The following is a 12,254-nucleotide window of genomic DNA, read 5'->3' as shown; positions in this document are numbered from 1 at the left end:
AGCGCTACCAATTAATTCCTTAAAGCTGTTGAATTGTGCCCCGTTATCGAGAAATTCTGCTAGGTGTCGGAGAAATGTTTCTATGTGACCGAGAAAAAGCACTAGGTGATCGACAAAGCAGCCTAGGAGACGGACAAACCTCTCCAATTAATCGAGAGCACAACAAAGAGTGTTCGACAATACAAAAACGCTCCGTCTTTTCGACGGAGCGATCAATGAGAACTACTTTATGATAGGAACGAGCATCTTCAAGTGACCTGGCAATACCGTAATCCGTCCGGTTTGAATATCGTATAGTTCCCCATCCATATCCACTTTCCGCTGACTCGGTGCTTCAATCTGCAACTCACTCACCTGTACATACTCGAGCAAATCGAGCTGCTCATTACTCGTTTCAGGTTTGCGAAGCGACAGCAATTCTCGCAGCATGGCCAAATTCGAATTTTTCACAACGAGTACATCGAGTTTGCCATCAGAGGGACTGCTGGCCATAATCGGGATCGGAGTCGTTGCGAGCGACCTTCCGTTTAACACAAAAATCGCAATCGCTTCACCTCTCATGTCCACACCTTCAGAGACGATATGAAACGGAAAACTTTCCGCTTCCCGGATTGTGCGCACTGTACTCGCCATATAACTGAGTGGACCAAAACTTTTCTTTTGCTCCTCATCAATATTTTCAGACGTCACTGCGACGAGACCGATCCCCCAAAAGTTTATGAAATGCTGATTTCCTTCTTTTCCGATATCGACCGCCTGTATTTCACCAGTTAATAGTGCTTCAACCGCATCCCCTAAGTTTTGAGGGATGCCAAGAGTCCTCGTAAAGTCATTTGACGTCCCACCAGGTAAAATAGCGATGAGAGGTCGTACCTCAAGCTTAGAAATGACATCTACACATTGATGAACCGTTCCGTCACCACCCATGATCACAACGAGCTCCATTTCGCCGGCTTTTTCACAAATCAGGCGCATTTCCTCTGTGCTTTCTGGGCTGATCATCGTCAACTCTTTTATTGCTTTCCCTAAAACCGGGACAACCGCTGCAAGTTTCGCTTCGACGTCTGCATCTCCAGCAAGCTTATTGTAAATGAGCAGTGCTTTGTTGAACGTGTGCATCTGGATTCCTCCTTCATTATCACAATCTCATCCAGTTTTTATGGAAACTTGGTGTTTCCTTATCCGAATTCTTTCTGATGCGCTTTCTTGCGCTTCAAATAATCCTCATCTTTCCGTATTTCATCCCACCGCTTTTTAAAAATAGCTGCAGATTCAGCTTTTTCATCATCGATCTGACGGTCTTTCACCGACCCATCCTCATTATACTTGCGGCCGCCTTTGTAATTCGTATACCGGCGCGCTCGCGTGTATCCCATTTGGATGAATTTGCGAGCCATATCCATTCCTACAAAGTCATCGTTCTTTCGATATTCTTCAAACAGCTCGCAGATTTTATCCGCAGATTCTTGAGCAATTTCAGGAGTCTTGAAACGCCAATATGGCAGAATTTCACTTTTATATGGTTCGACGAGCAATACGCCTTGCTCCCCCCTGCCTACCTTATAAAGTTCAGGGGACTTGCGGAGATCGAGGTTTTTATAGTCGAGTTCATAGTTGAATGCCACAAACAGTCACATCCTTTTCCACTCTTTTCCCTTTCATATCCTATATAAAACAGGGTCAGCCATTAAACAGACCACCCTTTACCTTAAAAATGGCTTAAAAGAAAATCGCTATTTAACTAAAGTGATTAATATTTCAAATGAATCCCACTCAAAATATACCCACTTAACGTATTCGATTCATCATCATGAGCATACTTGAAGGAGCTGTTCAACTTATGTAATTTCAGCACTTTTCAATAGTTCTTTACTGAGTTTATCTTAGGATATATGGAGCTTAACCAACAGCGCAACCAACGCCCTATCTACTTGTCGAAGTATGTCGATAATTAATTTATTTTCATACTATTCTAACTATTTGTTTTATGGTATAATGGAACTATTAAACAGTTATAGGAGCTGATTCGGAATGCATTGTGAAAGTTATTTGCTTGATAGCCAAGCATTAGCACTCATGGCTCACAGAGGTGAAGATGGAAGTCAATCCAAAATTGTTACCTTACATGGAATCTACACTTCGAAAAAAACCCCTGTGGAGCTTCTCAACTTAGCATGTGTGCGGAACCAGACGACGAAGCTGCGACAAAAACAAGCTGCTTGTGAAGTTTTGAAATTCAAGCATAAACCTCCATTCATCCTATCTGATGGTGTCGGTGTTTTTCCGACAAGCTCCTCTAAACATGATACGTGCTGTTGGATTTTCAATCATTTCTTTACAACTCGGGAAATTGACAAAAAGAAAACTGAACTCACGTTTCCAACGGACGTTAAAGTTACGGTTGCCGCCTCCTTACATATCATTCATCAACAGAACGGCCGATTGCATTCGTTACTTAGCCACTATGCCCAAACAAAGAAAGAGCTTCACTTCGAGCAATATTTGTTCAACGGCGAACGAATAAACCGGTGATCATGTATGACGACCATATTTTTGGTCGTTTTTTTATTTTTGCAGATGTATGAAAAACAACTTTTAACAAAAGCTAAGGTTGGATGATTTTCTACATTTAGAAAATGACGTCCTAATTAGAAAAGGAGTTGAAAACATGCGAACCGTTACCCGTATTGCACTCGTTCTCGTCATTATCGGAGCGTTGAATTGGGGGCTCATCGGACTATTCCAATTTGACTTAGTTGCCACCTTGTTTGGCGGACAGGATTCTATTTTGTCCAGAATCATTTACACGTTAGTGGGGATCAGTGGAATCGTCAGTCTCGGAATTTTGTTTGAAACACATGATGCGACGGATACAGATGTGGAACACACCCGGTTCTCAAATCCGAATTATGGAACTGAATTCGGAGATGAACCCGATTTCACAGAGCAGCGGGATGCCGCTCGACGTCGTTCAGATGACGATACGACGCTCTAAATGAAAACACCGCCGAATTGTTGGCGGTGTTTTTTCTACCTCAAGCACGCTGTCGCAAGTAGCAAGCGAGCTGTAACTGGAGTGCATCATCGGTATTTTTCAACGAAAGCCCAAGTGTTTCTTCTATCTTCTTCAAACGTTGATAGAGCGTATTAATGTGGATATGCAGGATATTAGCCGCTTCTCCCGTTGACCGGTTACATGCAAAGTAAGCAAGGAGCGTCTGTTCCAGTGTTCCGTCCGAGCGGTCCGCTTCACGCAGCGGATCAAAGATGTCCGTCAGAAACTTGCTCACTTCTTCCGTGTTACGGCTCGTGAATAACCGACTGATTCCAATATCGGTATAACGCACGAGCTGATTATTCCGATGTCCTGCAAGAGGATTGGTCAGCGCGATTTCTGCCTCTCGATACGTCTGTTCGATTTGACTTGTCGCATGTATAAGCGAGCCAATCCCGCCGTGAAGCCTAGAGTCTGTTTTCAGATCAGACCGATGGATGAGTAACTCCTCCAACTTCCTTTCAAACAACGTTAACTCCGAAGGTCCTGTCACCCCCGCCAACACGATCACCTTGTTTTGCCATCCGAAAACCGTTTGAATCAGTCCGATTGCAGAGGACCGCAATTCTGCTATCACTCTGAAAATATGCGCTTCTAATTCCTGGGGGTCCGAACAGTCGGTCACTTGCAGCATGGCAACCGCAAATCCTCCCACATTTCTAATGCCGAGGGCTTCCACTTTTTCATTCAATATGGACGGGTCATTGGCATGGACTAATTCTTCAAACAGTTCCCGCTGATTTTTATAGTAAAACGCCAGCACATTCTGTTTTTGCACCCGTTCCAGTGCAAGCAGCACGCTTCCTTGTTCAATCGCCAGTTCACTTAGTCGTCCCAGCTTCTGTGATGAATGCGCAATGAGGCAGCCGAGTACGACTGATCCTGAACGAATCGGATACAAAATGACGTCCTCGGCTGAGGTGAGTTCAAACGATTTTGCTTTCCCTTCCAGCTGAATCCTCTCAAGCAGATTGGTAAATGACACCCCTTGTGGCAAGCTTGCGGATGAAGGAATCATTTCATTCATTAATAAATCTGCGAACACTAGGGGCTGTCCTGCCATACGGCTCAGTTCTTCAACCATTTTCTCAGTCCCCATGTTGCGGACTGACAAATTTGTCAGTGTCGCGTGAATCGCGTCCCGCTGTACTAGCTTTTCGTTCAAGTCCCGTATGTAGGCAAACTGTTTTGCATTGCGGATGGCAATCCCGACCTGTGCCGTAAATATTTGCAACAACCACAAATCACGATCCGTCAGTACTTGTTCTGAATTCATCTGCCCCAAATACATGACACACTCAATCCGCCCATCGACACCGATCGGATAGGCGATAACAGACCGGACATTCGTAATGTCTTCCACCCGTCTTCCCCAGCGCTGTTTGTTCTCCTTTGAAATCCGCTTCACATTGTCATTCTCGATATTTCTCGGATCTGTTATCAAAACAGGATGCCCGACTGCGAATGCATGTCCGACCGGTCCTTCCCCTAAATCGAACTCCATCTGCTGAATCTCTTCAAATCGATATCCTTCTGATGCTTTACAGATGATTTTCCCTCGCGCTTCATCAAACAACCAAAGTGTTCCGTAATCAGCATTCGTAATGACGTCGAGCGTATGAGTCAATATGTTCGAAAATACGTCATCCAAGTCGAGTGACGCCGTCGTGTAGTGAATACTGTCGACTATACGCGCTAGTTTGGCACGTCCGGTTTCATCGGCATATTCGGAATACCCTTTGTACAACAAGTCAAAGATCAGTCCGAGTTCGATTTCATCCAAAACAGCGGAGCCCTCTAGTAGTAAGATGACTCGATATTCTTGTGAGTACGTGAACTGCACGACACTTCTTGCTTCCTCTTGTATCACTTGGATCGGTTTCCCGGACGATTTTTTCATTTTAGGAGGCGTCATTCCATTCGGATTGACGAGCGGATAGACATGTTGCTGCTCGTCTTTTGCAATCCAGAGTGAATAAGGAACTGTGATTCCGATTCGTGTTAGCAAAATTTCGATAGATGACGTCATATCCCGCTCCTCCTTGTGGAACAATCTCTAATTATCTACTGCTAACTATAGAGATTCATACATTGTACTGTCAACTTAATTAACATACTATTTTAAGTAGATAGAATTTTTACATTGATATTTTGGAGGTGCCTTATGGATTTAGATAAAAGCATGATCGGGATCGCCAGCAAGCCGTACATTGCAGAAATCGATCGAGAGCACGTCACCCGATTCGCACAAGCAATTGGTGATGAGAATCCTCTCTATTTTGATGAAACCTATGCGGCTGGAACAGCTTACGAAGGTGTGACAGTTCCACCCACTTTTTTAGTTGCACTCGGCAGCAATGCAGAGTTTCCATTGAAGCTCGATTTTAAAAGGATGCTTCACGGTGAGCATGAGTTCATCTACCATCAACCGGTCAGGATTGGAGATCGTCTTGAATGCACGATGGCTGTAACGGATGTGTATGACCGCGTCGGAAAAAGCGGGACGATGCAGTTTCTCGTGCTGGATACGGAAATGAAAACTGAGGACGGTGTTCTTGCCGCAGTATCGCGGAACACGATTATCTATAGACCCGCACATAAGGGGGCCAATTGAAATGAAAGCGATTACAAATATTCCGTTTTCTGAACTGCATGCGGATATGCAGCTTCCAACACTCACAAAACCAGCTGTAACACGTGAACAACTGGTTCACTATGCGCAAGCTTCAGGCGATTTGAACCCTCTCCATACCGATGATGCATTTGCAAAAAGTATCGGCATGGATGGGGTCATCGCCCACGGAATGCTCATCATGGGATTCCTGGGCCAGTATGTGCAAGAACTCGCTGGATCGGAGGCAGTCGTCAGCAAATTCAATATGCGTTTTGGGGCGATGACGAAGCCCGGCGATTCGATTACATGCAGCGGCATTGTTAAAAGTGTCACTGAAATCGATGGCAAACGTGTAGCAGAGCTTGAATTGAGTGCAGAGAAGGCCCCTGGAGAACGGGTTGGAACGGGTTCTGCAAGCCTTACTTGTACCATCGAGAACGACTGACTAAGGAGGTAGCATACATGTCAACGTATTCAAACCAATGCGCAATCGTCGGTGTCGGCGAAAACCAGCGCTCTCGTAAATCGGGGACTACTCCCCTTCATATGGCACTTACTGCAGCTCGTAATGCGCTCGCAGATGCAGGATTGGAAGCGAAAGACCTTGATGGGATCATGAACTATTCGACTGGTGGAGATTCTTGTCCTTCACACGAACTCGGAACGTACCTTGGATGTCATCCGAAGTATGTAAAAGACATAAGCGGCGGTGGCAGCAGTACGGAACTGCTCATTGCAGATGCAGTTGCATTAATTGAAGCAGGTATGCTGGAAACCGTGCTCATCTATCGTTCGATGAATGGCAGTTCCGGTGAAAAAGTCGGACGCGGATATGATCCGAACATGCTCCAGGAAATGCTGCCAGGCGGAAGTTTCATCATGCCATACGGCTCTGCTTCCCCTACTCAATGGTTCGGGATGTTCGCGAACCGGCATATGCATGAAACAGGCATCACGAAAGAGCATCTTGGACACGTTTGCATCAGTTTTTACGAGCATGCACAGCGCAATCCGAATGCATTTCTGAATGGTAAACCGCTAGATATGGAGACGTATCTTGCAACGCCTGACATCAGTATGCCCTTCAATATCCATGACTGCTGCGTGGAGTTGGATGAAGCGAATGCAATCATCGTGACGTCCGCTGCGAATGCAAAAAACTGTAGATCGAAGCCGGTTTACATTGCAGGGATGGCACCTAGGACGACCCATTCCCATGTTCATTACTGGACGCAAGTCGATGAAGTTGCAGCGGATCATGCGGCAGCGGAGCTCTACAAATCCGCCGGTGTGAAACCGGAAGACATCCAAGTCGCGTCGATTTACGACTGTTTCAGCTGGGTCGTGCTTCGGCAGCTGGAATCGTATGGGTTTGCTAAACGCGGTGAAGTTGGCGATTTTGTTGCAGCAGGTAATTTGAAAATGGGAGGAAGCCTTCCTTCCAATACTGCAGGTGGCATGCTTTCAGAAGGATACACTCATGGCATGAACAACGTATTGGAACTCGTTCGACAATTGAGACATGACTATAAAGGGACGGATCGCCAAGTGAAGGATTGCGAGCTCGGAATCGCAACTGGATGGGCAGGTCCCGACATCGCAGGTGCGATGATCTTACGAAATTAAAGGAGGCGTCTTGATGACTAAACAGACTGCATATGAAAAGCCGATTCCGTTGAAAACTATGGATAATCATGAGTATTGGGACGCTGCGGATCGACATGAGCTCAAGTTGCAAAAGTGTACAGCGTGCAGCTCCTTCATTCATCCGCCAGGTCCAGCTTGTCCGGCTTGCGGGAGTCCGGAGACGGAGTGGGAGTTGCTCGGTTCGGATATTACGGCGACGGTGTATTCGTATATCGTGTCGTACCGACCATTTTTACCGGGGTTCCAGCATGACTTACCGACTGTGATTACGGTGGCTGCACTGGATGTTGCGCCTGATGTGAAAATTATGGCGAATATCGTGGATTGCGATCCGGCAGATGTGGAGATCGGGATGCCCCTGAAGATGACGTGGGTGGATATTACAGATGACCGGGCGTTGCCGCAATGGGTATTGGCTCGGGGATAGATGACAGGGTTGATTTCCGTTTTGGGTGGACGCTTTCCGAGGGGCTTGTCCTCAGCCTCCTCGCTCGCTTTGCTCACTGTGGGGTCTTCGGACTTCGCTGATCCCTTCGGAGTCGCCACCCGCCACTACAATCAACGTATCTGGTTAGCAAAACTATCTCCTCTATATAAGGAAGAGAAGAAGAAAGAGATAAAGAGATGAGAAAGGGTGTGCTTTTGTGGACTTTACGTTTACCAAGAAGGAAGAGAAGTTTCGTGGGGAACTGCGTGGCTGGCTTGAGGTGAATTTGCCTAAGGGCTGGCTACAAGGGGATCGCAAACTTCCTGAAGACAATGAACACTATTCAAAATTCCTCCGCGATTGGCAGCGGACCTTATATGAAGGCGGATGGGCGGCGATTTCCTGGCCGAAAGAATATGGCGGGCGTGACGCGACGCTTATGGAAGAAATCATTTATCACCAAGAAATGGTTCGCGTCCAGTCCCCTCCTCTCGTGAACTACATCGGGATTCACATGGTCGCACCGACGCTTATGCAAATGGGAACCGATGCTCAAAAAGAGGAATACATCGAGAAAATCCTGACAGGTGAACAAGTGTGGAGTCAAGGCTACTCTGAACCCGGGGCCGGTTCCGACCTGACTGCTCTCCAGACAACGGCTGTCAAAAAAGATGGCAAATGGGTCATCAACGGTCAAAAAGTGTGGACCAGTTTTGCGCATCTGGCAGACCGGTGTTTCCTGCTCACGAAAACGAGTCAGTCTGAAAAGAAACACGAAGGCATTACGGTGTTTCTTCTCGATATGGACCAAGAAGGCGTCGAAACGCGTCCGATCGTTCAAATGGATGGACATCAGGAATTCAACGAAGTCTATTTGACCGATGCGATTGCGACCGATGAGGATATCGTTGGTGAAGAAGGCAAAGGCTGGTCAGTTTTAATCGCTCTCATGCTCCACGAACGTTCGGGCATAGCGGCACAAGTATTTACGTTAGAACAGCAATACGACCTGGTTATTGAAATGGCGAAAACCGTCCGTGTAAACGGCTCTCTTCTTATCGATGATCCATTCGTGGAAGATGGACTTGCTGATTTATATGCCCGCATTAATGGGGCCAAGCTGAATTACTATCGGAATATCACACATACGTTAAAAAATGGCCGTCCAGGTCCAGAGAGTTCGTTGGATAAATTACTAGTGAGCGAGTTAACGAAAGAACTCTTCGACTTCGCGATGACCATTCAAGGTCATTCCGGCGTATTAACTAAAGAAGATTCGCTATTCGACGCAGAAATGCAAGGTCAATATCTTGCTTCATTTGGCGCGACAATCGGCGGAGGGACGAGCGAAGTTCAGCGCAATACGATTGGTGAACGGATTCTCGGGCTTCCTAAAGACTTAGGACGATAACGATAAAGGTGAGGTGACCAGTATGGATTTTACATTAAGTGAAGAACAGGAGCTGTTCCGCACAGCCATCCGGAAGTATATGAATGATCTCGATCGGACGGACGCCGCACGTGCCGTCATAAACGGAAACTCCGATGTGGTGACTTCTGCTGCTTTGGGGCTTGCCGAAATGGGTGTGACTGCTATCGCTGTTTCAGAGGAGATGGATGGATTAGGCTTAGGAGCGCTTGACCTCGTTCCAGTTTTCGAGGAGACCGGACGGGTGCTATTGCCCGGACTGCAACTTGAGACGCTTGCACTCGCAGTTCCTTTACTTGAAGCGTTCGGAACGACTGCACAAAAAGCAGCTCGTCTCCCTAAAGTCGCTTCTGGAGAAAGTTCCTTCTCCCTCGCATGGTATGAAAAGGACGGAAGCTTGTTCCCGAATTCCTTCAGTTGCGTTGCAGCTAAAACTGAAAGTGGATATGCCCTTTCCGGTACGAAAACGCTTGTCCCTGTCATCGGTGAACCGGATACGTTCATTACGAGTGCACAGACTGCTGAAGGCAAATCGTTATTCCTCGTGAAAGCGAGTGATGTTGCATCCTCACGAGTGCTTTCTGTGATGGATGAAACCCAGCATCTCGCTGAACTCACATTGGACCGAGCACCTGGTGAGTTACTTGGCGAGCCTGGCCATGCTGTCGACATGCTGAATGAAGCGCTCCTTCATTTCAATGCAGCACTTTGTTCAAGTATGGTCGGCGGAATGGATGAGCTTGTGAAAATGACAGCGGAATACGCGAAGATCCGCGTTCAGTTCAATCAGCCGATTGGACGTTTCCAAGCGATCAAGCACGGGATCGTGAATATGAAGCTCGATTTGGAGACGGCCCGTTCCCTCTCCTACTATGCTGCGTGGGCTGTTGAAAATAATGCAGAGGACAAAGAAGCCGCTGTCCATAGCGCTCGGTCTTTCATCTCCAAGGCGTTCATCAAAGCGGCTGCAGATTCGATTCAAATTCATGGTGGCATCGGTTTCACAGAGGAACTGGATGTCCAATTGTATTTGAAGCGTGCCCGTTATTATGAAAACTATTTCGGTTCTGTGCGCGATTCACGTAGAGCGACTGCACAGTCTCTCGGCTGGCATTCAACAGCGACGGCGCGTGACGTTGTTCCGGTTTCTTGAAAATATTGATTGTAGTTGGGTGAAGGATATATACGGATTCATTGATAGGAGTGGTGTGGTTTGGCAGGTGTTATGAGTGCTTTGGCAGTGGTTATGAGCGATTTCCACCGTTTATGAGAACTTTGACTTCGGTTATGATTACTTTTCGCAGTTTATGAGCGCTTGGACAATGGTTATGATCACTTTCCACCGTTTATGAGCGTTTTGACTTCGGTTATGATCACTTTTCGCAGTTTATGAGCGCTTTGACAGTGGTTATGAGCGGTTTCCACCGTTTATGAGCGCTTTGACTTTGGTTATGAGCGGTTCCCACCATTCACTGGCACTATCCCGTATTCACAAGAAATACCACAATCCATTAGAACAATAACCATCTAAACCGAGGAGGAGAATGATTATGGCAGTGTCGACAGACTTGAAAGAGTATCAGAACTTGATTGGCGGAGAACTGCGTGCAGCAACGGGCGGCACCCTCACCGACAGTATCGATCCATCTACTGGGAAAGCATGGGCACGCGTTCCGAAAAGTTCTAAAGAAGACGCAGTAACTGCAATCGAAGCCGCACAGAAAGCCTTCCCTGCTTGGAAAGCGCTATCTGCCAGCGAACGGGCGGCGTGTTTACGGGATGCTGCAGAAGTCATTGCATCGAACGGCGGCGAACTTGCTGCACTCGAAACACAAGATAATGGCTGGGTGATCCGGGAAACGACGTATGGTCTCATTCCAGTCTTGCAGCAAGTTTGGCTGGATGCGGCCGGGAAAGCTACGGAAGCGAATCGTGGGCAGACCGTTCCGATGAGCCCGACTAGTCTTGGGTACACATTACGTGAACCCTACGGAGTGGTTGTCGGGATTACGCCGTGGAATGCTCCCCTGTTCACCTTTGCAATCAAAGCAGCTTATGCACTCGCTGCCGGAAATACAGTAGTCATCAAACCTTCTGAACAGGCGGCAGTCTCTTCCCTTCATCTAGGTCACTTGTTGAAAGATGTCTTCCCGGAAGGTGTTCTGAACGTCATTTGCGGACCTGGTTCTGAAATTGGCGATACCCTTGTCAGTCACCCCGCTGTTGACAAAGTGAGCTTAACAGGATCAGGCGGCACGGCTAGCTCCATCGCAAGAGCAACTGCAGGGAAACCAAAACCTTTGATTTTCGAACTCGGTGGGAAGTCTGCAAACGTCCTGTTTGAAGATGCCAACATTGAAAAAGCGGTTGAAGCCATCTGTACCTACAGCATTTTCACGGGGAACTCTGGTCAGCTCTGTGTCGGTGGTTCTCGCATTCTTGTCCATCGATCGATTATTGACGAGGTTTCCGCGGGAGTTAAACAATTCCTGCAAAACCCTCAGTTGAAACAGTTCGGCCCCACTTTGGATCCAACTACGACAACCGGTCCGATCGCAACTAAATCACAGTTCGAAAAAATCCAGTCTTACATCCAGCTAGGATTGGATGAAGGTGCTGAGCTCGTATATGGCGGGCGTTCAGGCGGTACTGAACTCCTCCCAGATCGCAGCGACTTAACAGACGGCTATTGGATCGAGCCCACTCTGCTAAAATCAGAGACCAATTCATTAAGGGTTTGTCAGGAAGAGATTTTTGGTCCTGTGGCGGTTATGATTCCGTTCGATACGGAAGAAGAAGCGATTGCTTTGGCCAACGATACGGAATTCGGACTCGCAGCGGGTGTTTGGACAGCTGATTTGAGCCGTGCGCACCGAATGGTAGCAGCACTCGATGCTGGAAATGTTTGGGTCAATACGTATGCACGAGTTGGTGTGGATCTGCCGTTCGGAGGAGTGAAGAACAGTGGATTCGGAACGGACTCGATTGAAGACTATTCACGTGAAAAAGCATGTGTTATTGAGATGTAACCCCTACCCACAGGTGAGTTTGCAGTCGATCGAGAAATAGTAGACGGCGTACG

General features: G+C 47.2%; 12 protein-coding genes. 9 read left to right on the top strand and 3 right to left on the bottom strand.

All coding sequences use genetic code 11. From position 1 onward, the window contains the following. Window positions 1-222: 222 nt before the first annotated feature. Together H9659_RS13635 and H9659_RS13630 are read right to left on the bottom strand one after the other, a co-directional pair. A complete protein-coding gene (locus H9659_RS13635) occupies window positions 223-1,119 on the bottom strand; it encodes a diacylglycerol/lipid kinase family protein (protein ID WP_191691520.1) in 897 nt (298 codons plus the stop codon). 59 nt (window positions 1,120-1,178) lie between these two features. Continuing rightward, complete coding sequence (locus H9659_RS13630) at window positions 1,179-1,625, bottom strand: DUF4385 domain-containing protein (RefSeq protein ID WP_191691518.1); 447 nt, start codon at window positions 1,623-1,625, stop codon at window positions 1,179-1,181. 406 nt (window positions 1,626-2,031) lie between these two features. Between H9659_RS13630 and H9659_RS13625 the strand changes: the two genes are divergently transcribed. After that, entirely contained in the window at window positions 2,032-2,532 is a 501-nt protein-coding gene (locus H9659_RS13625; protein WP_191691516.1) for a competence protein ComK, read from the top strand. Between the two features lie 136 nt (window positions 2,533-2,668). Continuing rightward, window positions 2,669-2,995: a DUF378 domain-containing protein gene (locus H9659_RS13620; protein WP_191691514.1), complete on the top strand. Its 327-nt coding sequence runs from the start codon at window positions 2,669-2,671 to the stop codon at window positions 2,993-2,995. A 40-nt stretch (window positions 2,996-3,035) separates the two neighbouring features. Here H9659_RS13620 and H9659_RS13615 read toward each other — a convergent pair whose 3' ends face one another. Then, on the bottom strand, window positions 3,036-5,084 hold the full coding sequence (locus tag H9659_RS13615; protein ID WP_191691512.1) for a helix-turn-helix domain-containing protein: 2,049 nt from the start codon (window positions 5,082-5,084) through the stop codon (window positions 3,036-3,038). Between the two features lie 135 nt (window positions 5,085-5,219). Between H9659_RS13615 and H9659_RS13610 the strand changes: the two genes are divergently transcribed. The 7 genes from H9659_RS13610 to H9659_RS13580 all read left to right on the top strand — a co-directional run bounded on the left by H9659_RS13610 (window position 5,220) and on the right by H9659_RS13580 (window position 12,201). Beyond that, window positions 5,220-5,669, top strand: coding sequence for a MaoC family dehydratase N-terminal domain-containing protein (locus H9659_RS13610; protein WP_191691510.1), 450 nt, complete (start codon window positions 5,220-5,222; stop codon window positions 5,667-5,669). A gap of 1 nt (window position 5,670) precedes the next feature. Continuing rightward, window positions 5,671-6,114, top strand: coding sequence for a MaoC/PaaZ C-terminal domain-containing protein (locus H9659_RS13605; RefSeq protein WP_191691508.1), 444 nt, complete (start codon window positions 5,671-5,673; stop codon window positions 6,112-6,114). Between the two features lie 17 nt (window positions 6,115-6,131). Continuing rightward, a complete protein-coding gene (locus tag H9659_RS13600) occupies window positions 6,132-7,295 on the top strand; it encodes a thiolase C-terminal domain-containing protein (RefSeq protein ID WP_191691507.1) in 1,164 nt (387 codons plus the stop codon). Window positions 7,296-7,308: 13 nt separating this feature from the next. Beyond that, window positions 7,309-7,743, top strand: coding sequence for a Zn-ribbon domain-containing OB-fold protein (locus H9659_RS13595; protein WP_191691505.1), 435 nt, complete (start codon window positions 7,309-7,311; stop codon window positions 7,741-7,743). A 217-nt stretch (window positions 7,744-7,960) separates the two neighbouring features. Continuing rightward, window positions 7,961-9,154 (top strand): acyl-CoA dehydrogenase family protein, encoded by a 1,194-nt coding sequence (locus H9659_RS15695; protein WP_191691499.1) that lies wholly within the window; start codon window positions 7,961-7,963, stop codon window positions 9,152-9,154. Window positions 9,155-9,176: 22 nt separating this feature from the next. After that, a complete protein-coding gene (locus tag H9659_RS13585; RefSeq protein ID WP_191691497.1) occupies window positions 9,177-10,325 on the top strand; it encodes an acyl-CoA dehydrogenase family protein in 1,149 nt (382 codons plus the stop codon). 397 nt (window positions 10,326-10,722) lie between these two features. Next, window positions 10,723-12,201 carry an aldehyde dehydrogenase family protein gene (locus H9659_RS13580; protein WP_191691495.1) on the top strand — a complete coding sequence of 493 codons (1,479 nt, stop codon included), beginning with the start codon at window positions 10,723-10,725 and terminating at the stop codon, window positions 12,199-12,201. Window positions 12,202-12,254 lie beyond the last annotated feature (53 nt).

Source organism: Sporosarcina gallistercoris, from assembly GCF_014836415.1.
Lineage (GTDB): Bacteria > Bacillota > Bacilli > Bacillales_A > Planococcaceae > Sporosarcina > Sporosarcina gallistercoris.
The sequence above is the reverse complement of the archived record's forward strand: the minus strand, read 5'-3'. Positions and strand labels throughout refer to the sequence as shown.

Excerpts from the sequence above, each read along its gene's own strand:
- H9659_RS13635 (WP_191691520.1), bottom strand. The coding sequence starts at position 1,119 with ATGCACACGTTCAACAAAGCACTGCTCATTTACAATAAGCTTGCTGGA.
- H9659_RS13625 (WP_191691516.1), top strand. The coding sequence starts at position 2,032 with ATGCATTGTGAAAGTTATTTGCTTGATAGCCAAGCATTAGCACTCATG.
- H9659_RS13620 (WP_191691514.1), top strand. The coding sequence starts at position 2,669 with ATGCGAACCGTTACCCGTATTGCACTCGTTCTCGTCATTATCGGAGCG.
- H9659_RS13615 (WP_191691512.1), bottom strand. The coding sequence starts at position 5,084 with ATGACGTCATCTATCGAAATTTTGCTAACACGAATCGGAATCACAGTT.
- H9659_RS13610 (WP_191691510.1), top strand. The coding sequence starts at position 5,220 with ATGGATTTAGATAAAAGCATGATCGGGATCGCCAGCAAGCCGTACATT.
- H9659_RS13605 (WP_191691508.1), top strand. The coding sequence starts at position 5,671 with ATGAAAGCGATTACAAATATTCCGTTTTCTGAACTGCATGCGGATATG.
- H9659_RS13600 (WP_191691507.1), top strand. The coding sequence starts at position 6,132 with ATGTCAACGTATTCAAACCAATGCGCAATCGTCGGTGTCGGCGAAAAC.
- H9659_RS13595 (WP_191691505.1), top strand. The coding sequence starts at position 7,309 with ATGACTAAACAGACTGCATATGAAAAGCCGATTCCGTTGAAAACTATG.
- H9659_RS13585 (WP_191691497.1), top strand. The coding sequence starts at position 9,177 with ATGGATTTTACATTAAGTGAAGAACAGGAGCTGTTCCGCACAGCCATC.
- H9659_RS13580 (WP_191691495.1), top strand. The coding sequence starts at position 10,723 with ATGGCAGTGTCGACAGACTTGAAAGAGTATCAGAACTTGATTGGCGGA.